20 protein-coding genes are annotated in these 24,302 nt (G+C 62.8%); 14 read left to right on the forward strand and 6 right to left on the reverse strand.

The window, feature by feature from the left end; genetic code table 11:
* Positions 1–554: 554 nt before the first annotated feature.
* From EPAKOI_RS25410 to EPAKOI_RS25460, 11 genes are all read left to right on the forward strand, one after another.
* Positions 555–791, forward strand: a complete 237-nt coding sequence (locus EPAKOI_RS25410) for a DUF7696 family protein (protein WP_423194789.1) — start codon at positions 555–557, stop codon at positions 789–791.
* Positions 740–2,056 (forward strand): hypothetical protein, encoded by a 1,317-nt coding sequence (locus EPAKOI_RS25415; RefSeq protein WP_423194691.1) that lies wholly within the window; start codon positions 740–742, stop codon positions 2,054–2,056. Before EPAKOI_RS25410 ends, EPAKOI_RS25415 begins: the two co-directional genes overlap by 52 nt.
* A 96-nt stretch (positions 2,057–2,152) precedes the next feature.
* On the forward strand, positions 2,153–3,604 hold the full coding sequence (locus EPAKOI_RS25420) for a metallophosphoesterase family protein (RefSeq protein WP_423194692.1): 1,452 nt from the start codon (positions 2,153–2,155) through the stop codon (positions 3,602–3,604).
* A 177-nt stretch (positions 3,605–3,781) separates the two neighbouring features.
* Positions 3,782–4,297 carry a hypothetical protein gene (locus EPAKOI_RS25425; RefSeq protein ID WP_423194790.1) on the forward strand — a complete coding sequence of 172 codons (516 nt, stop codon included), beginning with the start codon at positions 3,782–3,784 and terminating at the stop codon, positions 4,295–4,297.
* Entirely contained in the window at positions 4,285–6,609 is a 2,325-nt protein-coding gene (locus tag EPAKOI_RS25430) for an SMC family ATPase (protein ID WP_423194693.1), read from the forward strand. Before EPAKOI_RS25425 ends, EPAKOI_RS25430 begins: the two co-directional genes overlap by 13 nt.
* Positions 6,610–6,697: 88 nt before the next feature.
* Entirely contained in the window at positions 6,698–6,982 is a 285-nt protein-coding gene (locus EPAKOI_RS25435) for a hypothetical protein (RefSeq protein WP_423194694.1), read from the forward strand.
* 107 nt (positions 6,983–7,089) lie between these two features.
* Positions 7,090–8,859, forward strand: a complete 1,770-nt coding sequence (locus EPAKOI_RS25440; RefSeq protein ID WP_423194695.1) for a 3'-phosphoadenosine 5'-phosphosulfate sulfotransferase — start codon at positions 7,090–7,092, stop codon at positions 8,857–8,859.
* A 778-nt stretch (positions 8,860–9,637) separates the two neighbouring features.
* A complete protein-coding gene (locus EPAKOI_RS25445; protein WP_423194696.1) occupies positions 9,638–10,213 on the forward strand; it encodes a DUF3304 domain-containing protein in 576 nt (191 codons plus the stop codon).
* A gap of 185 nt (positions 10,214–10,398) precedes the next feature.
* Complete coding sequence (locus tag EPAKOI_RS25450) at positions 10,399–10,662, forward strand: hypothetical protein (RefSeq protein WP_423194697.1); 264 nt, start codon at positions 10,399–10,401, stop codon at positions 10,660–10,662.
* Positions 10,659–10,886 (forward strand): hypothetical protein, encoded by a 228-nt coding sequence (locus EPAKOI_RS25455; RefSeq protein ID WP_423194698.1) that lies wholly within the window; start codon positions 10,659–10,661, stop codon positions 10,884–10,886. Before EPAKOI_RS25450 ends, EPAKOI_RS25455 begins: the two co-directional genes overlap by 4 nt.
* 887 nt (positions 10,887–11,773) lie before the next feature.
* Positions 11,774–13,597, forward strand: a complete 1,824-nt coding sequence (locus EPAKOI_RS25460; protein WP_423194699.1) for a tannase/feruloyl esterase family alpha/beta hydrolase — start codon at positions 11,774–11,776, stop codon at positions 13,595–13,597.
* Positions 13,598–14,387: 790 nt separating this feature from the next.
* On the opposite strand, the gene EPAKOI_RS25465 is transcribed toward EPAKOI_RS25460, so the two are convergent.
* The 3 genes from EPAKOI_RS25465 to EPAKOI_RS25475 are packed head-to-tail and all read right to left on the reverse strand — an operon-like array spanning position 14,388 to position 16,879.
* A complete protein-coding gene (locus EPAKOI_RS25465) occupies positions 14,388–15,101 on the reverse strand; it encodes a 4-carboxy-4-hydroxy-2-oxoadipate aldolase/oxaloacetate decarboxylase (protein ID WP_423194700.1) in 714 nt (237 codons plus the stop codon).
* On the reverse strand, positions 15,098–15,829 hold the full coding sequence (locus EPAKOI_RS25470; protein ID WP_423194701.1) for a PIG-L deacetylase family protein: 732 nt from the start codon (positions 15,827–15,829) through the stop codon (positions 15,098–15,100). Before EPAKOI_RS25470 ends, EPAKOI_RS25465 begins: the two co-directional genes overlap by 4 nt.
* Before the next feature lie 33 nt (positions 15,830–15,862).
* A complete protein-coding gene (locus EPAKOI_RS25475) occupies positions 15,863–16,879 on the reverse strand; it encodes a Bug family tripartite tricarboxylate transporter substrate binding protein (RefSeq protein WP_423194702.1) in 1,017 nt (338 codons plus the stop codon).
* A gap of 101 nt (positions 16,880–16,980) precedes the next feature.
* Here EPAKOI_RS25475 and EPAKOI_RS25480 point away from each other — a divergent pair, with 101 nt between their 5' ends.
* Entirely contained in the window at positions 16,981–17,862 is an 882-nt protein-coding gene (locus tag EPAKOI_RS25480; RefSeq protein ID WP_423194703.1) for a LysR substrate-binding domain-containing protein, read from the forward strand.
* Positions 17,863–17,946: 84 nt separating this feature from the next.
* On the opposite strand, the gene EPAKOI_RS25485 is transcribed toward EPAKOI_RS25480, so the two are convergent.
* The 3 genes from EPAKOI_RS25485 to EPAKOI_RS25495 form a co-directional block, all read right to left on the reverse strand.
* Positions 17,947–19,245: a gallate dioxygenase gene (locus tag EPAKOI_RS25485; protein ID WP_423194704.1), complete on the reverse strand. Its 1,299-nt coding sequence runs from the start codon at positions 19,243–19,245 to the stop codon at positions 17,947–17,949.
* Between the two features lie 12 nt (positions 19,246–19,257).
* Positions 19,258–20,586 carry an MFS transporter gene (locus EPAKOI_RS25490; RefSeq protein ID WP_423194705.1) on the reverse strand — a complete coding sequence of 443 codons (1,329 nt, stop codon included), beginning with the start codon at positions 20,584–20,586 and terminating at the stop codon, positions 19,258–19,260.
* 172 nt (positions 20,587–20,758) lie between these two features.
* On the reverse strand, positions 20,759–21,976 hold the full coding sequence (locus EPAKOI_RS25495; RefSeq protein ID WP_423194706.1) for a LysR family transcriptional regulator: 1,218 nt from the start codon (positions 21,974–21,976) through the stop codon (positions 20,759–20,761).
* Between the two features lie 151 nt (positions 21,977–22,127).
* Between EPAKOI_RS25495 and EPAKOI_RS25500 the strand changes: the two genes are divergently transcribed.
* Positions 22,128–23,261: a 4-oxalomesaconate tautomerase gene (locus tag EPAKOI_RS25500; RefSeq protein WP_423194707.1), complete on the forward strand. Its 1,134-nt coding sequence runs from the start codon at positions 22,128–22,130 to the stop codon at positions 23,259–23,261.
* 11 nt (positions 23,262–23,272) lie between these two features.
* A complete protein-coding gene (locus EPAKOI_RS25505) occupies positions 23,273–24,298 on the forward strand; it encodes an amidohydrolase family protein (RefSeq protein ID WP_423194708.1) in 1,026 nt (341 codons plus the stop codon).
* The last annotated feature ends 4 nt before the right edge of the window (positions 24,299–24,302 follow it).

Below are 24,302 nucleotides of genomic sequence, written 5' to 3' on the forward strand. Positions count from 1 at the left end.
TGGCGAGTCCATCTCTTTGTTCAAGTCGTGCATTTGCGCACGCGCCGACTGGTTGGCTACCAGTGTGGATATCTCTTGTGCTAAGTGTTTTCGCCGAACACTTCCCCTCATCAGCTCGTAATACGCGTTCCTCGCTGTGCCTCTTCATGAGTGCACGCCGGACACCGTTCGAGCCTGGGACCATGTGGAGCTCTCTCAAGGCCCCTCCTAGGCAGAACGGCAGACGTCGAGCCGATCCGTGAACCTGCGGCCGAACCTGTGGGTTCGCGAAAAGGGTTGTTGTGCAGCGTGACCATGCTGCACGAGGACGACTTTACGTCCTCAACATAGAGCCGCGCGCATGAGTGCGCCGCTCCCTGAGTGCCACGCCCCCGGAAGGGGCGTGGCAGTTCGGGTTCCTGACATCCAAGCTCGCTGCCGGCGCAAACCGGGGCGAGCTTTTTTTGTTTCTGGTGAGAGACCTCGATCTTCAGGAGACGCTCATGCACCAGGACACCGAGATTTCCGCCGCGATCGCGGCAACGCTGAACCTGCGCCGTCCCGAGTACAAGGACATGCCGCAGGCCTGGCGGTCCCTTTGTGAGGCGGCATACGTCGCCAGTCTTCCGGAAGTCGCCCGAAACGACTTCCTCAATCGCGTAACGACCCAGCGCGGGGCCGACACAGCCCTGCGCCTTCGGGAGCATGCTGCGTCCATCCGGGCACGAGTCGTTCTTTTCCTGGAACGGAGGAACTACCCATGCATGCACCCATCACCTACAGCGAGCCCGGCGGACGCCGAAGCCTGCTAGAAGAGCGGCCCATGCGGCCGCCCATCATTGGCAAGATCCGACCCGGCATCAAGGTCCTCACCAAGGCTGCGTGCGACAAGCCCGAGGCCGTGAAGATCCACGATGCTGGCCTCGCGCGGGGCGATAGCTTCGAGCGCATCGAAGGCGATATCGCGCGGGCGACAGGCATCAAGACGCCGCTCGTGCCGAAAAACGTCCCCTGGTTCACCTGCCGTGCTTCTGACTTCGCCAATCCTGCGTTGGCCGAAGACATCGTCCAACGTTACGGCGAAGATCGCAACGACGGCAACGGGCTTCGTCTCTGGCGGTTTCCCGTGGTCTTCGCGTTCGATGACTGGCTGAGCAACATGCCCAACCAGCTTGTCGCATGGACGAAGAGCGGCCGGCAGTACTTCTCGGAGTATGGCTCCGACGGCCGGCGCTACTGCAAGATGTACGCACCTGCGGTGCGCGACGAGCGCGCCAATCGTGCCAAGCGCAACTGGGGCGGTCGCACCGTCATCCTGAGGCAGGACAACGATATTCGGGACGGATTGTGCGATCCGCAGGAATGCCCGCAGTACCAAGGCGGCCATTGCAACCTGTCAGCGAGCTTCTTCTTCGCGATTCCGCATGTCTCCGGACTCGGGCTTATTGAAATGCCCACCACCTCGATCTACGTCCTGCAAAAAGCCCACGCGGCCATGCAGACCGTGGCGATGGCGCGAGGGCGGCTCGTTGGGGTCAAGTTCTGGATGTCGAAGCAAGAGCTGGAGATCAGCCGCATCGATGACACCGGCAAGCCGGTGCGCCAGATGCAGTGGCTGATTACGCTGGACGCCGAAATCGATATCGCAGCATTGCTTGATGGCTCGGATCGGCGGCCGCCGGCATTGGAGATGGCAGAACAGGCCGTTTCCATGCTGGAAGGGGGCAGGGAGGTCCCACTCGAGCACCGCTCGGCAGATGAAGGCACCATCGAGGTGCCGCAGACCGGGACGTCGGAAAGCGGCGTAGTGCAGTCCGTAAGTTCGATACCTCCGTCCGACACGGCGGGTACTGAGGACCTGGAGAGCGAGTATCTCGATCTCGTGAAGCGCCTTGGGCTCAATAGCGAGGACGGCGCCCGCCAGCTGAAAGCCTATGCAGCGGCGACCTTCGGGCGCGGCTGGTCCAAGCGGGAACAGGATGTGCGGGGGTTCCTGGCTCAACTTCGCTCTGCGCTGACCAATCCCGCAGCCTTCCGTGAACAGGTGGCGGCTATCGCCGCTGACGTCACTACATAACTATCGCCAGCCTTGTGCCGGCAGTTGAGGGAAGCCCATGGGCTTCCCTTTCATTTTTCTTGCCGCATGCCGGCACATTCCCTTGGAGGTATCACTATGCTCAACCATGGCGAGAGCCTGTTGGCTGCGCATTTCTCTGATTTGCACTACTCCCCTGGCCATCTGGCCGAGGCGGACCGTTGCTTTGGCTTTGCGGTGGAGGACGCGATCGCAGATCGCTGCCGGGTTGCCGTGGTGTCGGGCGACTCGACCGACCACCGACTCGATGCCCACACGCCGGCGTTATCCGCGCTGGCACGGCGGATCCACCAGTTGTCGGCCCACATGCCGGTCATCATGCTGCAGGGTACGTTCAGTCACGAACCGCCCGGCACGCTGGATCTGTTCCGATTGATCGGCGCAAGCTTCCCGGTATACGTTGCAGACCGGATTCACCAGGTCGCGCTTGTTGGCGGGGCGTTCATTCCGAGCGATGGCGCGATCTTCAGCCAGGCGGAAATGGACGAGCTGCTCACCCGGCAAGGGCTGCCAGACGTCGTCTTCACCTGCGTGCCCACGGTCAACAAGGCGGTGCTGGCGGCCGCGGCCGGCGTGGCCAACGCCGCGACGGCGGTTGGCGACCACCTGGCTGACTATCTGGAGGCCGCAGGCGCTGTGAATCGTCAATGGCGCTCACAGGGCGTCCGTACCATCGGCATTTCCCACGGCACCGTCAACGGTTGCCAGACGGAGCACGGCGTGCCGATGGCCGGACTCGACCACGAGTTCACCATCGGGGCACTGTTTGATGTCCACTGCGACGCGTTCATGCTTGGCCACATACACCGGGCCCAGCAGTGGGAACGTGAGGGCAGGGTGGTGGCCTATCCGGGCTCAATCGGACGGTTCCATTACGGCGAAATCGGCGCGAAAGGCTATCTTCAGTGGCAGGTATCTCCGGGGGAGGCAGTAGCTACCCAGGTGAAGACCCCCGCGAGCGAGACCGTCTGCATCGACTTCGACGGGCCGCCGGACATGGCAAAGCTTGCCGAGATGGCTGCCGATGCTGCACACAAGTTCGTGCGTGTGCGCTGGACGGTCAACGAGGAGCATCGTCAACTCGTGGACCGGGAGGCCATTCAGGCCCTCTTTGGTGCCAGTGCGGACGTGAAGCTCGAAGCCCGAGTTCTACCGGCGGTGCGTAGCCGCGCTGAAGGTATCAGCCGAGCCGCCACCTTGTCCGCGAAGCTGGGACGTTGGTGCGAACTGACCGGCGTCGCCGCGAATCCGTTGCTGGACAGTCTGTCGATGCTCCAGAATCTCGATGCCCAGGCGATTGCCGAGCAGGTGCTGGCTGACCTTGATGAAATGTCCGTGCCTGTCACGGAGAATGTCGGCGCCGTAGAAGCTGTTGCGCCACCGTTCGTTGCGAAGCTGATGGACATGGAACTCGAGGATCCGACTGCCGCGCCTGAGTCATTCCCGGTCGTGGCCGTAACGGAGCCCGTAGCGCCCATTGATACGGCGTCAGCGCCGATGAACTGGCTGACCGACGATCTTTTTGCGTAGCACTACGCCAATCCCTAGAACATGCGAAAGCCATGTTCCGACAGCCCGCGAGGCTGTCGAAATCTGGTTTCACCCGCGTCCCTGACGCATCGACCCAGCAGTATCCATTTCCTTTTTACTTACCCAGACGGGTGCTTCCCGTCCGGGGCGCACTCCGTCATATCTCTGGAGTGCATGATGATTCTCTATCACGCGGGCCCCGAGTGGCTCTTTGTCGAGGAAACCTGCATCAATCGTTCGGACATGGCCAAGCGCCTGGCCGCACAGCATGGTTTCACGCAGTGCATGATGTACGAGCCGTTCGGCCCTGGCCGCGGCGCTGTGATCGCCAAGCGCGACCACATGCTGGTGATGGCCCTGGGTGAGGCTGGCGGCAACACCTTCTTTGCCGTGGCGCCGTCCAAGGAACTGCAGGACTTGATCTGGTCGTTCTCCAACGGCCTGGCCTCGCAGTGGAGTGAACTCGAACTTCGCGCTCTCACCGGGGCGAAGGACTGGGACGCCGTGATGAAGCTTGCGGCCAAGCAGCTTTCTGCCGCGCGCCGCTCCGTCGAACGTGCGATCGCCGACAAGCCCGAGCAAGACGCGCCTTCGCTGCCCGATGTTCCGCAATGGGACGACAGTGCGATGGAAGTGCCTTCGGACTATCTCCACTCCTTCAACGGCGCGGAGGTGTTCGAATGCGCCCACTGAAGTTGTCGCTTTCCGGATTCCACGGGATCCGCGACGGTATGCATCGGGATAGCGTCACGCTTGATTTGTCGACGCTGCCCGGTGGCCTGATCGCCCTTGTCGGCCCCAACGGGGCAGGGAAGACGACGATCATGGACAACCTGCATCCGTTTCCCATCATGCCAAGCCACGCGAGCAAGATGTCGGCCGACGCATTCTCATACTGGGACCATCTCTGCGCCCCGCGCGCGGAGAAAGACCTGGAATGGGAGCACGGCGGCAAGACATATCGTTCCGCGTTCGCCTTTCGCAACCCTGGCAAGAGCCGCAAGGCCGAGTACTACCTGTTTGAGAAAGACGGCGCGGATGGCTGGAAGCCTGTGCAGTTGGCAGACGGCACGCTCTCGGACGGCAAGGCGGATACCTATAACCGGTGTCTCGAAGCCGTCCTAGGGTCTCCCGAGGCGTTCTTCACCAGCGTGTTTTCCGCCCAGAACAGGAGGCCCCTCGCCAGTTATCAGCCCGGCGAGATCAAGAAGCTGCTGGCCGAGCTGCTTGGGATCGATCACTTGCGTGACTTGTCTGCGAAGGCAGGCGAGGTCGCCAAGCTGCTTACCCGCTCGCTCGACACCCTGCAGCGCGACATGTTGACCCTCGCGGGCAAGCGCGATCGGGCGACTGTGGTGGCTGGCGAGATCTGGCAAATTGGCGAGAGCCTGGATGCGGAGCGCAATGCTCGTGACGGTGAAACCGCCAACGGCGCCAAGCTGGTGCAGGAGCGCGCGACGCTGGCGGCGAAGCAAGCCGCCAATGCCGGTACCGAAGCGCGGTTGCGGGAACTGAACCAGCGCAAGGGGGAATTGGACCAGCGTGCGGCATCGCTGGCCAGCGACGAGCAGGCCGCGGCTGGACGTGTTCTGACACGCCGGCGCGATCTGGATCGCCAGGCGGCAGGCCATCGCACCGTACTGGCGGAGGCCGTTGACATTGAGGCGGCGTCTGGCCAGCGTGACGTTCTGCAGATGGCTATTGGCCGGAGGCAGGAGGAAATTGTCAGCCAGCGCGCTATCGTGGAGAAGCTAGATGCAGTCCAGGTCGAGCATGCAGCGCTCAGTACCGAGTTGAAGGGCCTGGAACAGCAAGGCATTGCCGGCGCGAAGTTGGCCGATTCCTTGAAACTGCAAGCCGAGGTGATTGAAACGGTGCCATGCCGTGATGATCCCATGCACGCGAGCTGTCCGTTGCTGGCACAGGCTCGCACAGCAAAGGCGAGGCTCGGCGAGCAGGTGGTGTCGGTAAAAGCACTGCGCGAAAGCTATAGAAAGAAGCAGGAGCAGGTGCAATCGATGCAAGGCGCGCTATCCGAGCGTGCTACGGCACGAGCTGCCTTGTCGGCATTGGAGGCCCACCTGGTTCGCGATCAGCAACTGCTGCAGCGACTCACGGCAATGGCCGCCAAGAAGCCACTGCTGGACGCCGCGCATCAAGGGCTCGCACAGGCCGAACGGGATCTGACAGCGCTGGCCGAAGAGGATGCATCGCGCCAAATGCGCCACAAGCGCGATATCGCGGACGTGCAATCGCAAGTCGCTGCGGTCTGTCGGGAACTGGTGACGCTGGCCACGGACGACGTGACCGGCATGCTGGCTAAGTTGGACCGCCAGATCGCAGCCAGCCGGGAGGCTGTCGCTGCGATCTCCGGCCGGATCGAAGCATTGATTCGGCAGCAGAGCATGTTGGTGGCCGAGCGTGAGCGTCTTGAGGTCGAGCTGGCTGGCATGCCGGCGCTCGAGGCCAAGGCCCAGGCGCTGTCCGACCAGATTGCGCAATGGAAGCTGCTCGCGAAAGGCCTGGGCAACGATGGCGTAATTGCGTTGTCCATCGACGACGCGGGCCCCGCCATCACGCAGATCGTCAATGACTTGCTGCTGGCCTGCTATGGACCGCGATTCACCATCGCGATTCAGACGCAGACAACGCGGGCCAGCGGCGAACTGCGCGAGGGCTTCTCCATCAACGTGATCGACGCTGACAACGACACCACAAAGGAATTCGGCGTGATGTCAGGTGGACAGAAGGTATGGATCAATGAGTGCCTGACGCGCGGAATCGCCCTCTATCGGGCGCAGGACGCGCAGCAGCCCTTCCAGACGCTGTTCACCGATGAAGCGGATGGCCCGCTGGATCCGGAGCGCAAGCGTGCCTTCATGAAGATGAAGCGCGAGGTGCTGCGGGTCGGTGGGTATGAGCGTGAGTTCTTCATCTCGCAAACGCCTGACTTGGTGGACGACGCTGACGGTGTCATTGATGTCGTTGCGCTGGCGCTCGAGTAGACCGGCGCCATTCACTAACCGTATGCCCGCTTCCCGAAAGGGGGCGGGCTTTTCTTTTAAACACACAGGCGTAGCCCTGTTACTAGTCATGTCAAAAGTATTCGTCACGGCCGAAGAGGCCGAAAAATTGTTGCTGAGGCGCCTCAAGGTTCACACGTTCATCCGCATCTTCGGATGGCAGGGGGCCGACGTGGATCGCGAGAAGCTGCTCGAGGTGTTTCACGCTGCGAAAAGCGTGGAGGTGTCGCAAGACGCCGCGTGCTTTGACCACTATCTCGCTGTCACGATCGACGGCATGGTGACGTACGTCGAGACCAATTTGAAGGCGCTCGCGAAGTTCGGTTTGCTTCCTCCTAACCGCAAGCTGGTTTGAGCGAAATCGCTCCGGCACATCTCATAACGCCTGCGTCATCGCAGGCTTCTTTCCTTCCAACCCAACGGGTCCGGCGCCCGTTGGGCGTTGGTCCATTCAGGACCATCATGGAAACAATCTCACTATTTCCCCAAGGTGCTTTCGAGCCGATCGAGAAGAAAATCGACAACGCCCTCGCGATAGTTACCGCTCTGTTGCAAGCACGGCATCCGCTTGTCGTTGCATTCAGCGGCGGCAAAGATAGCAGTGTCGTGGCGGCATTGGTGTTGCACGCGGCGATGCTTCATCGCGCGGCAGGGGGCACGCCGATCATCGTTGCGACGACGGGCGACACCCTCGTGGAGTCGCCCGAGGTTTCGCATCATTACCGGGCGGAGTTGCGCCGCATGCATCAGTACGGCAAGGATCACGACTTCAAGGTTATCGTCAAGGTGGTTCAACCGTCCATGGCAGCAACCTTTCAGTTGAAAGTGTTATCCGGCCGGGCCTTGCCCAGCTTTCCTGGGACGCACGGCGATTGCAGTACCGACCTGAAGATCAGTCCGCAACGGGCGTTCCGACGAAAGCTATTCCGAGACCTTGCGGCGAAAGGTCTACTACCTCCGGTAACTTGCCTGGGCACGCGGTATGACGAGAGCACCAGGCGGGCGGCGGCAATGCGTTCTCGGGGGGAGTCGGATCATGCGCCCATGCAGAACAAGGATGGCGACTGGGTAGTCAGCCCGATCGCACGGTGGTCCGACGACGATGTCTGGGAGGCGGTCGCTCTCTATGGGTCCGGTGCTTTGCCGGGCTTTTCGGATTTCGAAGAGATGCGCCGGATTTATGCTCATTCGGTTGGCACCAGCTGCGCAGTAGTGGCCGACGCGATCCTTGATGGAGCGGCAAGAAAGCAGGGCAAGTGCGGCGCCCGTCTCGGATGTCACGTGTGCCAAATGGCGGAGGACAAGAGCCTCGCCAACATGATCGCATTCGACGAGCGCTATGCCTATGCTCGTGGCCTGCATCGGCTCAACCGCTTCATCAGGGCTACGCGCCATGATTGGGAGCGTCGGCACTGGATTGGCCGGACAATTCGAGGTGGTTATATCAAAATCCAGCCTGACACGTATCATCCGGCGATGCTGCGGCAGTTGACTCGTTTCATGCTGCAGCTGGACTTCGATGAAGAGCGACGAGCGGCAGCTGCGGGTGAGGCGCCAAAGTTCCGGCTACTGCCAGTGGACCTGATGATAGCCGTCGATGCGATGCAGTCTCTGAACGGCGTGGCAAGGCCCTTTGCGGCTTGGTCCGATCTGCGTGACATTCGTGCCAGAGGGATACGATACGACATCCCGGATGTGCCTGAAGTCGCGCCGACGCCTATTCCGACGGCTCGATTCCTTCACGTAGGCGACGGTTGGGACGAGTCGGCACCGTGCGCGGATTGGAATGGTCTGCGTGACCCGATGCGAGAAGCTCTCACCGAGGGAAGTTGTTGTGCGCCAGCGATCGTCACGACGGCCGACGGTCGTGCGGTACTGGATCTCCCAACAGAGCAGCAATTCGATGTCGATGTCGAATCGGCTGCGTTCATTGTGGAGTTCGAAGTCGAGCGCCTGCTGGCGATGCATGACGCGGGCGACCGACCCGGGTCTATCACGGCGGGGTACCGCTGGTACCTGCATTATGGATGTCTCACGCTATCTCATTCGCAGAAGGTGGAGCACGATGACATTGCGAGGCGCACCGCCTTCAAGGACCGATTGGGATTGACGGATGCTTATGATGTCCGTGACGTACTGGCCCGCTCTGTGCCCGCCGAGGCCTTGCCGGGCAGTGCGCGAGAAGCGTGGGGAACCCACGCGATCAAGCAGGCCCAGTTGGCCCTGTGTTGATGTAACCGAAGCCCCGACTCACGTAGAGTCGGGGCTCTTTTTTTGGTGACATATCGTGCAAAGAACGTTGCTTCTCGCAGTTGCATAGCCACCGTGGATCTCGGCACAATACGTTATTCACCCCAAACAGCTTATGCATATTCCCGAGGTACTTTCCGTGGAGACGCAGGTCTTACGCGTGGCGGTCTCCACGCCAGTAGCTGTCGGCCGCCGTCTCGCTGACCCTGGGAGAGGCAGTCGATTTGCTGGGAGACCGCTATCAGTTTTGGATGCTCGACTACGGGCGCTGTGAAGCCGATGGCAGATTGGCAGGATAGAGGTGTGCGCAGGATTCGACTACCAAGGTGGGCCCATCACCGACATGCAAGCAAACATACTGTCGAGATAGTCCAAGGAAACCAGGACGAGGTGTGCCGGTCATACCGGCGCTTTCGAGATCGATCTTAGGTAGATGTCAATGAGACATGGGAGCAGTGGTATTGGGCGGTTTGTGTCGTGGGAGCAGACGCTGGTCGACGTACTGATACTCGTCGGCATCGTGATCGCCTTGTTCGCGCTTGTGTGGTTGATCGACTACGGCTGGGGAATCTCCTCCCGGTTCGTCAAGAGCTTTTCGGTTTGGAGGAAAGGCAGTGCAATCCGACGAAGGAAAATCCGGCAAGCGAGAGAGGAGCGGGCGCGTAAGCGCTGGCATCAGTAGAGCCCAGGTTAGGGTCATGTGCTATGCGTTGGCGGTCGCGGCCGCCGTGCGCGTCGAATAGATAGGAATTAATGGCTTATGAAGTCGCCACGAGTTAACGGATTTGCAAATTTCCTTGGAACCGTGCTGTGTGGGCTTCTGGTGTTGGCGAAATCGCTTGGCGCCGCGGCGGGCACGGTTCCGGGCATTGACCGGATGCCTCCGATTACCCCCCATAATCGCCTGCCGGGCAACATGAGCGGTCTGACCATCGTCGGCTACAACTACACGGATACTTACATAGGCAGTTTTACCGTCAACGGGGCCGGCGGAGGCAACATCGAGGTTTCGTCAAAGACATCTGGCGGTGGCGGTGGCGTGTGCTGTGCCGCCATCCCAGCCGGCGCTGCACTACCGATTACGATCGATATCGCTTGGAAACGGGATGGGCGCGTGCCTTGGTGCAGGCAGAGCGCCGTTCTAGATGGCCCGGTGCCCGCCGATCCGCAGTATCTGGAGGTTCATTTCTTCCCGGACGGCAGCATCAAGGCAGCGCTGTCCGACTATCCGGCACCGCCCCGAATGCAGCTCGAGCGGGTCAGCTATGTGAAACGTCGGCCATCCGGAAATGTGGACAACGACGAGAGGTTCGGTAGCTGTGGCCATGACCACTAACTGTGCCTGTCTAAGCCAACGAGTTAGGCTGTTGCGTCGACGGACCCACAAGGCAACTCGGCCGCTTGAGTGGTATGACGCGTCGTCCGCCAGGAGAGTCGGCTGTCACAGAACGACCCGAAGCGGTCAGTTAGAATCCTCGAAAGCGGTCAATAGACTAAGCACACAGTACGGATAATCACACCATGTTCACCCCAGAGTTTTCGGCCCGTGATCGACATGAACATGTTTTAATCGTCAATCATTGTATCGAGACGGAGGAGGCGCTCAAGCTGAGTCTCGCTTTCGTTCGTGCTCGTGTCCATTACGGACGCCAACACGTCGCATCGCCCACAGCGAGTTTTGTGGCGTACTACGATGTGCGCGGGCAAAAGGTTGGGGGCGACCTCGAAGCGCGCTTGACTAACGCTCTTCAGGACATCGCTGAGGTTAAGATGAAGCGATCATGAGTCTTCAGCTCATCGTTCAGTGCGGCAGTGTCGCCAAAGTAGAGACCATGCTTTCTGCGTCCTGCGGCAGCGCTGTCGAAGTATTCGCTATCGATACGGACAACATTGGGGTTTCCATTCCTACGTTGTTGCTGGACTCTGTTGGGGAAGAGAGGATCCGAGCCGCGCTCAGTCATGCACGTGTTTACGATCTCTACTCTGGCATTTGGAATGACGCCACGTGACTAGATCACATAGACCCCGATCTGCACCATCCCATGGCTAACTGTTTCTGGCCGAAGGCGGAAGTCTCCGTGCCTCCGGGTCCCGCTGCCCGACCGAACTTCGGTAGTCGACCCATAGTCGCCGGCGGCGATTCTTTCCCACAATGGCCGAAGCTGAATATAGCGGACGGTCGTAGTCGACAGCAGTGCTGGGAGTGGCGCAAGCGTCGTAATGCATTCTTTACAGACCGCCAATTGGCCGGCTAGTTGCCGCGTGTCCGTTGTTCTTTGGCGACTGTATCGCGGTAAGCCTCGACAAGTCGAGAAGGATCGAACAGGATGCCCCGGTCTTCATCGGCGGTCGAGGGACTCGGAGGCTCAGGAGAGCCACGGGTATTGAACCGCCCGCGCTTCCATACGGGGCTCGGCGGCCTAGTTTCTTTAAGCACGGTACGAACCCAGCGGCGCGAGCGCGCGAGTGCGCCCATTCCGAGATCACGATGTACTGCCAGGGTAGTCGGCAACGACTGGAGTGAACCCGCCGCCGAACATCTCGCCGATACCCACAACCCACCCTGACGCAGTCGACATCAGCCCCGCTGCACAGATCTCGCGCTCACAGGCCAACCGTAAGCGGGATGAGGCTGAAGACGAACAACAGCGTCATCATCACCAATGATCGGGGCTATTTGGTTGATCGCTCGTTTTGTCTTCAATAAGCGAACGGCAACGGAGGATGCGTCACATTGCAACCGCGCGCGAGGCGGTTACGCGCATCCTTCGTCTCGTTGGCGCGTACCGTGGTGCAGGTCCGATGCCGACATTTCACTCATCGCCCACTGTCGTGGCGAGGTTGGCACTGCTGCCGGCCCCGCCTCAATGTGAGGCGACTGTTCCAGGAGACATCCATGAGAAATCGGCTTTGCGCCGGGCGGCTTGCGCTCGCCCCCATCGCGCGCGCTTCAGCCACGTCATTGCTGGCGTGGCTTACCCTCTGCGTGGCAACCACGGGCCTGGCAGGCTGTGGGGGCGACGGCAGTGCCACCGCTTCATCGGGCAGCAGCACGGCTACTCCATCGCCGGGCACTGGGACAACACCCACCACCACGTTGCAGGTGGTGGCGCCCGTGGTGGACTGCGCGAAGCTCGCGTCGGTAGACCTAACGGACATCGGCGGCGCCGGCAGCACGATTTCGTCGGCCACGGTCACCACCGCAACCGTCAACGGTGCATCGGTGCAGTTCTGCACGGTCAAGGGGACGCTGGCGCCGGCGAATCCCTTCGAGGTGGCACTGCCAGTCAGCACCTGGACGCAGCGCTTTGCCGAACTGGGCTGCGGCGGCCTGTGCGGCAACCTCAGTGATCCGACCAAGCAGAGTTCATTCAGCTTCAGCTACAACTGCCCGCTGGTGCAGCAGGGCGGCTTTGCGACGGGGGCAACCGACATGGGGCACACTGGCGCGGATGCCACGTGGTCTACAGACCCGCAGAAGCAGGCCGACTTCGCCTATCGCGGCCAGCACATCACCACGCTGGCGGCCAAGAAGCTGATCCAGACCTACTACGGCCAGCCACAGAAGTACGCGTACTTCGTGGGCTGCTCCGATGGCGGGCGTGAGGCGCTGATGGCCGCGCAGCGGTATCCGAACGACTACAACGGCATCATTGCCGGCGCGCCGGCCGCGCACTTCCAGACCCAGAATTCGCTGTATCACGGCTGGAACGTGATCTCGAACAGCACCACAGGCGACAACACCGGCAACGTCGTGCTGTATGCGGACAAGGCCCGCGTGCTGCACCAGGCCGTGGTGGCGGCATGTGGCGGCACCAGCGGCGCGCCTGATGGGCTGCTTGCCGACCCGCGCGTCTGCCACTTCAATCCGGTGTCGATCCAGTGCGCGGCGGGCGCTACCGACACGAGCAAATGCCTGACGGCCACGGAGGTCGCCACCGCCAGCCAGATCTACAGCGGCCCGTTCGATACGACCAACGGCAAGCGCATGCTGGCCGGCTCGCCGCAATTCGGTTCGGAAGCCAACTGGATCGGCGTAGAAGTGCCAAGCTCGAATTCGACCGACCCGGCCGTGCCCGTGACGAGCTTGTTCAGCAACATGATCGTGACCGGGGCCTACAACCTGATCTTCACGGGCTCGCCCACCATGCCGAACATCAATACGTTCGGCTATCACGACGCCAACTTCTTCGCCGACTACCTACGGGCCAATCATTCGCTGAACGATGCGACCAACCCAGACCTGTCTGCGTTCCAGAAGGCTGGCGGCAAGCTGATCCTGTGGCACGGCTGGGCCGACCAGCACATCTCGCCGCTGTTCACCATCGCCTACTACGAGGCGATGCAGGACACGATGGGGGGCTCCACCGTTGACGGATTTGCGCGCATGTACCTGGTTCCTGGCGTGAGCCACTGTGGCGGTGGCGAGGGCAATCCCAATATCGACCTGGTGTCGCGAGTGACCGCCTGGGTGGAGCAGGGCGCGGCGCCTAACGACGTGATGACTTACCAGACCGATGCAACGACGAGCACGGTGACCGCGTCGCGCCCCGTGTATCCGTACCCGGCGATTGCCAAATACAAGGGCTCGGGCGACTGGCGGGAGGGCGCCAACTACACGCAAGGCGCTGCGTTGTACAACGTCGCCACAGCCCCGTGGGCGGGCTCCAGCTTCTACACGCCGTACGCGGCCCAGGTCCGAGGCGCGCCGGCGCCCTGACCTTTGTCTATCCCCCTCTCCGGTTGTATGGCCGAGGGGGCGCAGGCCTACCGCGTGATTGTTGAATCAATTCAAGGAACGCCGTCGGATTCTCCCAATCGACCCACACAGGAGTCTCCGATGAGCAACCGCAAGCGCCGCTGATCTAGCGACCCTTGCCGCCGACGATGCGTTCGCCCGCCGTCCAGTCCCGACGATGTACGTTGTAGGGATCAAGCGGGTCGCCAGCCTGGAAGGTCGCTTCCAATGGCTTCCCAGACCGGCCATTCGATTCTCAGCCGGTTCATCTCCCGCTGGGCGCGCAGACATTTTGCAAAGAAGCGTTCGGCGATCTCCCGACAGGCGCGGAAGTTGCCATGCCATGGTCCACGGCGGACCATACCCCACGAGGTCGGACACTAGAACAGCTTTGGTCGGCTATTAGGACGCAACCCAAAGCGCTAATTCCCGTTTCGTGGCGGGCTTTGGGAGGAAGGGCCGTGGCCAGGCGGCCGCTCTATGAAAAGCGAAGATGGCACGGCCACTATGGCGCTAGATATGGAGCTAAAATTCGAAAGGCAAGTTGGGTGGACCCTCGAGACTGACGGGTCGCAAGACTGCAGAGGGGCGTTCTAGGTCATCCCCACTCGGCTATGCGAAGAACCTTCCAGCCGTCCGGCTCTGGTGCGCCACTGCAGAGTAACTTGCTTCGATGCTGTGGGGCGCTTTTTATCAGATACGCCGGCATCGCGGTCCGTGTGCCAGATTGGCTGACAAGCCGGCGTCCCGACTAGGCCGGCGTGTCAGTGCGTCACGCCTCGTCGGCGCCGATGTACCAGTCGACTGTCTGGTCCAAATAGACCAGGCCCTTGTCGGCCAGGCCGGGGCGCATGTTGTACATGTCCACCCCCAGCACGCCCGATGCCAGCTTGTCCCGCTTGGCCGCCTCCAGGGCTTCGCGCTCGGCCGCCTTGCGGGCGATGTCGGCGGCGTGCGGACGAGCCACCACGACTACGCCGTCGTCGTCCGCCACGATCACGTCGCCCGGGCGCACCTGCGCACCGGCGCAGACCACCGGCACATTGACTGCACCCAAGGTTTCTTTGACCGCGCCTTGTGCCGACACCGCGCGGGACCACACCGGAAAGCCCATCGCATTGAGCGTCGATACGTCACGGCAGCCCGCGTCGAGGATCAGGCCCCGAGCGCCGCGCGCCTTCAGCGACGTGGCCAGCAGGTCGCCGAACACGCCGTCGGTGCAGTCGCTGGCCAGCGCCACCACCAGGACGTCGCCCGGCTGGATCATCTCCACGGCCACGTGGATCATCCAGTTGTCGCCTGGATGCATCAGGGCCGTGACGGCGCTGCCGGCGATGGCCGTGCCCGACTGGATCGGGCGCAGGTACGGCTTCATCAGGGCAGTGCGGCGCTGGGCCTCGTGCACTGTCGCCACGCCGGACTTGCCCAGCGAATCGATGTCGCGCGCCTCGGCGCGCAGGATGTTGCGGTAGGCAACGTTTCTCATGCCAAAACCTCCGATACTTGCGGAAACACGCGGGCATAGCCCTCGCCGTATTGAATCTTGCGGTCCGAATTGCGCGTGGCCTGCGCGCCGCGCTGCAGCGCCACGCGGGTGTAGTACTCCCACAGATGCTCCTGCGCGGCCATGGTCGTGAAAGCCCGCTGCTTCTTCTCCCAGACGGATGAGATGTCCAGTAGCACGTCAGGCTTCCAGTTGCACTGTTCGGGCTGATGCGGCTCGAAGAGGAACACCGGCGGCGCGCCAATCACCGGCACTTCGGGCTTGTAGCCGTGGGCCTGGGCGATGACCCGCGCTTCCTGCGCCACGTGCGTGGCCAGCGGATGGTCAAAGTTGTAGATGTCCTCGTGCGAATGGCTGAGCACCAGTTCCGGGCGGATCTCGCGGTAGATGTCGGCCAGGCGCAGTAGCACCTGGTCGGGCACGCGCAGCGGATAGTCGCCCAGGTCGAAGCATTGCAGCGTGCCGCCCAGGATGTCGGCGGCGCGCTGCGCCTCTTCGAGACGTGCAGCCTTGACGCGCTCGATCGTCATGCCCGGCTGGCGCCACATCTTGGCCGATTCGCCACGCTCGCCGAACGACAGGCACACGATACGCACGTGGTAGCCGCGCTCTGCGTACAGCGCGATCGCGCCGCCTGCACGCCAGACAAAGTCGGCCGCATGGGCGCTCACCACCAGGATCGACGGCTGGGTTGCTTGGGGTTGGGACATCGTTACTTCCTTAAGTCTGTAACTGTAGGAACGTCAGTCCGCGGTGATGCCGGCCTTGCGGATCACGTTGTTCCACGTCGTGGTTTCCGACTTCAAGAACTGGCCGAACTGTTCCGGCGTGCCCGATACGATCGTCACGCCAAGCTGGCCAAGTTGCTTCTTGACCTCGGGGTCGGCCAGCGCGGTGTTGGCGGCGGTGTTGAGTTGTTTGATGACCGGCGCGGGCGTCTTGGCCGGCGCCACCAGGCCCCACCACACCGACGCGGTGAAGTTCGGCAGGCCCTCTTCCTTGGCCGTCGGCACGTTCGGCAGTTGCGCCGAATGCTGGGCACTGGCCACCGCCAGCGGACGCAGCGTGCCGGCCTTGATATGCGAAACCACTTCGAGCGGATTGATCGGCATGAACGTGATGCGCTCGCCGATCAGGTCGGTAATTGCGGGCGCGCCGCCTTTGTATGGCACGTGGAGCACGTCGATGCCGGCCGTTTCCTTGAGCATCTCGCCGGCCAGATGGCCCGAGCTGCCATTGCCGGCCGATGCGTAGTTGAGCCTGCCCGGCTGCGCCTTGGCCTGTGCCACCAGGTCCTTCAACGACTTGAAGGGCGACTTGGCCGGCACCACCACCACCAGCGAAGCTTCGCCGATGCGCGCGATGGGCGCGAAATCGGTGGTCGGATTGAAACTGAGCTTGTTGAACAGTGCCGCGTTGGTAGCCAGGCTGTTCGACGCCATCATGATCGTGTAGCCATCGGCCGGAGCCTTGGCGACGTAATCCATGCCGATATTGGTGCTTGCGCCGGGCCGGTTGTCGACGATGATCGGCTGCTTGAGCAGTTGACTCATGCGCTGGCCTACCGAGCGGGCCACGATGTCGACAGCGCCGCCGGCCGCGTACGGCACCACCAGGCGGATCGGCTTGTCCGGATAACTTTCGGCCAGCGCTACCGTGGCGCCCAGCGACAGGGCTGCCACCGTGGCGGCCATCAGCGTTGCCAGTACCGGGCGGCTCCCGCCCTGCAGATGACGAATACGAACGAGCCCGCGCAGCATGCAAGTCTCCATATGTTGTAAGGATGTGCTCGCATTCTGGGTGGCGTCCGTGATACTGTCCAATACGTTTTCAGATTACTTGTTATTCGGAAACCCTATCAATGGATTTTCGCCAACTCCGCTATTTCGTGGCCGTGGCCGAGGCACTGAGCTTCAGCGAAGCCGCACGTCGACTGCATGTGAGTCAGCCGCCACTGAGTGTGCAGATCAAGGCGCTGGAAGAAGAACTGGGCAGTGCGTTGCTGGAGCGGTCGCGGCATCACGTGGCCCTGACACCCGCCGGCGAACTGTTTCTGGACAAGGCACGCGCGGCGCTGGCGAACCTCGACCAGGCGCGCGAAGTGGTCAGGCAGGTGGCGTCGGGCGAGGCCGGAGAGATTCGGGTCGGGTTCACCGCGTCGGTGCCGATGCGGGACATCTTTCCGCGTGCCGTGCATGCGTTCCGCGAGGCGCATCGCAATGCGAAACTGGAACTGGTCCACATGTCCACGGGACAGCAACTGCAGCAATTGGAGAACGGCGAGATCGATATCGCGTTCCTGCGCCCGTCGCCGCAATTCCGGCCGCCGGCCAGCATTGCCGTGCGCGAGGTCCTGGCTGACCGGCTGGTGGCGGTGGTGCCGGTGGCTCATCCGTTGGCGTCGGGCCAGCACGAGATCGACATCGGCGCGCTGTCTGGCGAACGCTTCCTGCTGTTCCCGCGCGGCCTGGGTTGCGGCCTGTTCGATCACGCCACCACGCTTTGCAACCGCGCGGGGTTCGCGCCGAACGTCGCACAGGAGGCGCGGGAGGCCACCACGATCATCGGCCTGGTGGCCAGCGGCGCGGGGATTTCGGTATTGCCGCAGATCTATGCTCGGACGGGCATTCCGGGCGTGACCTACTTGCCCATCGCCGGTCCGGACGCCGCCAGCCGCATCCTGATGGCGCATCGCGCCGAAGCGTTGTCGCCGATCATGAAGCGGTTCGTGGGGTATTTCTGAAAGGCGGCCCGCTTCCGACCTGCCGATCCTGCCACGCTCGGCTTGACCGGGATCCTTAACGTTGGCTCGATCACCCCTGGACGGTTACGACTTGCTGCTTGTGCACTGCGTGCCGCTGCTTGTTCCGCCAGCCACGGAATAGAGTGCGCCCGGCGCATTGCGGGTCTTCTGAAACTCTTCCAGCGACTGTCCGCGCATGGCCGCGTAGATGTGCAAGTTGGACACCCCGCTTACTGCACCGAGCTTTTCCAGCAGGAAGAAGATCACACCGTAGTGAATCATGCCGCGCCAGTCGCGCCGTGTGATGAGGTCGCGCTCTTCGTCGGTCAGGCCGGCCGCATCATAGGTGGCAACCGGATCGCTCCGGAAACGTTTGCGGAAGTCCGGGTCGATGAGCTGGTGCAGATAGCGGTTGATCCGATACGCGCGCACGCTGCGTTCGAGCGTGAACGGGTACGTGCCTTCGAGTTCATCGATCCCCTCGAGTTGGCGGCCGATGTGTTGCCGCTGCTGCGCGGCGCGCACGGCCAGCACGTCAGCGTCCTCAGTGGCGACGTTCTCGTACACCGCCACGGCGATGCCCGTCATCGACGGCAGATAATAATCGCGATGCAGGCAGCGCACGTCGCCCATTGCGCCTCGCATGACCATCCACATCACTACCTCGGCGCTCTCGAAGCCGCCACGCTTTGCGAACTCGGCATGCGTGATGTCCAGCAACTTCTGCGGCTCGCGCTCGAACAGGTCCAGGAATTCGTGGTCCCATGCCGGGTTGTTGAAGCCCGCGCGCTCTCCATGCACCTGGTGCGACAGTCCGCCGGTAGCAACGATCGCTACCTTGAGATCCTCGGGATAACTTTCCACGGCACGGCGAATCGCCTGGCCAAGCTTGAAGCAGCGGCGCGCGGATGGTGCCGGGAACTGCAACACCCCCACTTGCAGCGGCAGGATCTTCACGGGCCATGCGCCATCGTGCGGCAACATCACCGAAATCGGCGACAAACAGCCGTGATCGAGCGGCTTGTCCTGGAAGAATGACATGTCGAACTCATCGGCCACCAGAGACGCGCCAACGTGCCGGGCCAGTTCGACGTGCCCATATGCCGGCGGCAGGTTGCGTGGGCCGCCCCCTTCGTCAGCGGCCTCGTATTTCTCGCCGATGCCCAGTGCGAAGGCCGAGTAGTGATCGAAAAAGAACGACGTGACGTGGTCGTTGTAGATCACCAGCAGCACGTCTGGCTTCTTTTGTTGCAGCCACTCGCTCACCGGCGCGTAGGCCGCGAAGATTGGGGCCCATGCGGGGTCCTGCTGCTTGCCCGCGTCCAGCGCGAAGCCGATGGTGGGCGTATGGGACGAGGCGATTGCGCCGATGATGGTGGCCATAAAGTCAGTACGTCAGGCTGTGACCGCGCGAAGCTGTGCCCGCTTGGTCGAAACAATGGAAATCGCTGCCACGGTGGCGGGGATGGCCAGGATGGCGATCACCGCGCTGAAGCTCCAGCCCATCGAAAGCAGAAGACCACCGGCCATCGAGCCCGTGATGCTGCCGAATCGGCCGATGCCGAGCATCCAGCTTACGCCGGTGGCTCGCACCAGCGTCGGGTAGCACTGCGGTGCGAACGCGTTCAGGCCGGTCTGCGCACCGCTCATGCAGAAGCCCGCCAACAGCACATAGGCCGCAAACATCGACGACATCACGCTGCCTGAAGCCAACAGCAGGATAAAGACCGCGCCGGTCACATACGCCACACCGATTACGCGATGGGGCGCAAAGCGGTCCATGCAGTATCCCACCACCAGCGCGCCAACGGTGCCGCCGAGCTGGAACAGTGCAGTCAGGTTGGCTGCGCGTTCGATAGGCAGGCCGGCGTCCTTGATCAGCGTGGGCAGCCAGCCGCTGAGCAGGTAAATCACGAGCAGGCCCATGAAATAGGTCACCCACAGCGCCAGCGTCATGCCGCGATAGCCCGTGGACAACAGGGTACGCACTGGCTGCTTGCCCGGCACGGCCGGCTCGCTGATCGTAAAGGTCGTACCGGCGGCAATCTCGCTGCCCACCACGCGCCGCAGCGTACGAGCGATGCGTTCGGGCGAAGCATTGCGCGCCACCAGGAAGCGGGCCGATTCCGGAATCAGCAAGATGTACAGCGGCAGGCAGACCAAAGGGATCGCTCCGCCAACGATCAGCACGGCGCGCCATCCGTGCTCGGGCAGGATGGCGGCGGCACCGAAGCCGACCAACGCCGAGCCGAGGTTGAAGCCCGTGAACATCGTGGCAAGCAGCATGCTTCGCGAACGCTCCGGTACGTACTCCGACAGTAGCGTGGTGGTGCTGGGCATTGCCGCACCCAATCCCAGGCCGGTCAGAAAGCGCAGCAGCGACAACTGCGTGGTGTTTTCCGCGAACGCGCACAGCAGGTTGAAGACGCCGAAGAGGAAGACCGAGCCGATCAACAGCTTCTTGCGGCCGAAACGGTCGGACATCGGCCCTACCAACAGCGCCCCGATGGCCAGTCCAATCGGGGCGGCGCTCATCACCACGCCGAAGGCGGCCTTGGAAATCCCCCACTCCTTGGTGATGCCCGGCGCCAGGAAGCCCATGATAGCCACATCGATGCCATCGGTGGCGACGATCATGAAACACAGTACCAGCAGCAGCCACTGGTAGCCTGACATCTTTCGTTCGTTGATATGGGCCCGGATATCGAGCCGTTGGATGGTCATGTGCCGTCTCCTGGCATAGTCCCGCCGAGCGTGCTACGGCGGAATCTTGTTATCGGTAAGCTAATCGCCGCATGGGCGGATGGCCGCGCACCCCCTGTGTACGGCAACGGCAGTCTACGTTCGAGCCGGGTCTGCAGTATTGCTTTGTGGGGCGGCCCGCGTTGCCGTTTACTTATCGGCCCCGGGTTTCCATGGATTGGCTCGCCTGCCGCAGCGCGGCGATCAGCGCATCGGCGCCAGGAGAAAGGCGTGCCCCTGCGCGCGTGGTGATGCCGATACTGCGCGTGGTGTCGGACAGCGGTAGGTCCAGTTCGACCAGCCAGCCGGCCTCGATCTCGTGGTGCAACTGGTGCGCCGACAGTGCGGTGACCAGATCGCCCTGCATCAGCAAGCCGCGCACCAGAGCCAGGTCACCGGTTTCCACCAGCGGTTGTGGCAGCGCCAGCCCGCGCGATGCGAATACGCCATCCAGCGCCTGCCGCGACGGCGATGCGGCGCGCGACAGCACCCAGGGATAGGGCTCCAGGTCGGCAAGCGTGATGCGCTTGCGGTGGGCCAGAGGATGCGAAGCCCGCGCGATCAGCGCGATACGGTCGGTGAACAGGACTTCCGTGGCAAGTCCTTGCGATGGATGCGGTCGCAATGCGCCCAGGATGAAATCGATGCGCCCGCTTAGTAGGCCCCCGGTGAGTTCCTCGTAAGGGCTCTCCAGCGAGCGGAAACGCAGTCGCGGGTGCCGGCGGTGGACATCGGCGATGGCCATGGGCATCAGCAGCGTGCGGCCCAGCGGCAGTGCGCCGACGGTCACGGCGCCTTCCAGCACGCCTTGCAGCGCGGCAATATCGGCCCGGATGTGGCGCAGTTCGGCCAGCGCGCGCTCAAAACGCACCACCCACCGGCTACCGGCATCGGTGGGTACCATGCCGCGTGCCGTCCGCGTGAAGACAGGCTGGCCCAACGCATCCTCCAGCCGGGTGATGGCTTGGCTCACCGCCGATTGCGATACACCCACCGATGCCGCCACGCTGGGCATATGGTGTACCTCGGCCAGTATCACGGCCACCTCCAGGCGGCGCTCGTTGTGCAGGGCTTCGAGGCTGGCTACGGTGACGCCGGGCCGGGTGCGCAGGCGCACCGCTTCGTCGCGCACCTCGCGCAACGCCGCCTCGATATGGCGGGCTCGCTCCAGCACGAGTTCGCCAGCACGCGTCACCAGCATGCCGCGCCCCTTGCGTTCGAACAACGCCACACCGAGCGTCTGTTCCAGCGCCGCCACCGAGCGTGCAATGGCCGACGAAGCGCGGTGCAGCGCTTCTGACGAACGGCGCACGCCCCCGGCCGCGGCCACGCCGGCAAATACGTGCAGGTGATGCAGGCTGACGGTCTCCATATCGCTATTGTCGTGTCGGTCTGGGCAGCGCGCCTACGGGCGATAAGCAGATTAGAACAATTGTCGTGCGAGATCGCAACCAAGGACTTGTACCGGGCGCGGATACTGCGGGCACCCGACAAATGCCGAGCCTGCCCACGCTAAACCCGCCATGACGCCATGCCTTGACTCTGATCTGCGCGGCATTCCTTGCACCCTGATGCGGGGCGGTACGTCGCGCGGACCGTTCTTCCTGGCCAGCGACCTTCCCGCGGACACCGCCGCACGCGACCGCGTGCTGCTGGCGGCCATGGGCAGCCCCGACCCGCGCCAGATTGACGGACTGGGCGGCGCGCACCCGCTAACCAGCAAAGTCGGCATTGTGGCGCCCGGCACGCCGGGGCAGGCCGATCTCGACTTCACGTTCGCGCAATTGCAGCCCAATGCGGACACCGTGGACACCACGCCAAACTGCGGCAACATGCTGGCCGCGGTACTGCCGTACGCCATCGAGCGCGGGCTGGTGGCACCGCAGGGAGATTTCACCCGTGCCCGCGTGCTGACACGCAACACGGGCATGCTGTGCGACGTCACGATGCAGACTCCGCAAGGAGTGCCGCGCTTCCATGGCGATGCTCGCATTGATGGCGTGCCGGGCACTGCATCGCCCATCGTGATCAACTTTCTCGACACGGCCGGCTCGGTGTGCCATGCGCTCCTGCCGACAGGCAACGCTGTCGACCGCCTGACGATCATCGACCCCGTAACCGGGAAGCCTCTCGCCATCGATGCCACGCTGATCGACAACGGCATGCCCATGGTGCTGATGCGCGCGGCAGATCTGGATCGCACGGCCAGAGAATCCGTCGCCGATCTGAATGCCGACACCCCGCTCAAGCAGCGCATCGAAGCCTTGCGGCTGGTTGCCGGCGAGATGATGGCTCTGGGCAATGTGGCGCAGAAAAGCTATCCCAAGATGTGCTTGATCGCAGCGCCGCGCACCGGCGGAAGCATTGCCACGCGGTGCTTCATCCCGCGCGTCTGTCATGACGCCATTGGCGTACTGGCTGCCATCACGGTGGGCACGGCGTGCGTGCTTCCCGGCACGGTGGCAGAGGGCGTGGCGGTCGTCGATGCAGGGCCGGTCCACGCCATCAACGTCGAACATCCCACCGGCGACTTCGCAGTGGAACTTGAAACCGATCTCGCCGATCCCGCCACGATACTCCGCAGCGCGCTGATCCGTACGGCGCGTCCCATCATGCGCGGCGAGGTGCTGGTTCCGGCCAGCGCCTGGCCACTCTGAGCGCTCTGTTTATGATCATTGATTGCCACGGGCATTTCACCACCGCCCCGAACGCACTGGAAGCTTGGCGCAAGCGCCAGATTGCCGCGCTCACCGCACCGGAGCAGGCGCCGTCCATCAGCGAGCTGCACATCAGCGACGACGAACTGCGAGAAGCCATCGAAGGCAACCAGTTGCGCCTGATGCGCGAGCGCGGTGCCGACCTGACGATTTTCTCGCCGCGCGCTTCGTTCATGGCGCACCACATCGGCAACTTCGAGACCAGTGCCACGTGGGCCGCGATGTGCAACACGCTTTGCCATCGCGTCAGCGAACTGTTCCCCGATCACCTCGTGGGTGCAGCCATGCTGCCCCAATCGCCGGGCGTGGATACGCGGAGTTGCGTCGCCGAGCTGGAACGCTGCGTGCTCGAGTACGGCTTTGTCGGTGTGAACCTGAATCCCGATCCCTCTGGCGGCCACTGGACTTCGCCGCCGCTGTCCGACCCCTACTGGTTCCCGATCTACGAAAAGATGGTGGAGCTTGACGTGCCGGCGATGATCCACGTCAGCACCAGTTGCAACGCCTGCTTCCACACCACCGGTGCCTACTACCTGAACGCCGACACCACGGCGTTCATGCAGGTGCTGACCAGCGACCTGTTCCGGCGCTTTCCCACGCTGAAGTTCGTGATTCCCCATGGCGGCGGCGCCGTGCCTTACCACTGGGGTCGGTTCCGTGGCCTGGCGCAGGAAATGAAGCTGCCGCCGTTGCAGGAGCATCTGCTGAACAACGTGTTCTTCGATACCTGTGTCTATCACCAGCCCGGCATCGATTTACTGACCCGCGTGATCCCCGTGGAAAACGTGCTGTTCGCCTCGGAAATGATCGGAGCGGTGCGTGGTATCGACCCCGAGACCGGCCATTACTACGACGACACCCGCCGCTATATCGAGCACGCGGCGTTGTCGGCCCAGGAGCGGCACCTGATCTATGAAGGCAACGCACGCCGCGTCTACACGCGTCTGGACGCGCGGCTGAAGGCGCGCGGCATGTAGGCGG

Source organism: Cupriavidus sp. H18C2, from assembly GCF_049393795.1.
GTDB classification, from domain to species: Bacteria; Pseudomonadota; Gammaproteobacteria; order Burkholderiales; family Burkholderiaceae; genus Cupriavidus; species Cupriavidus pauculus_C.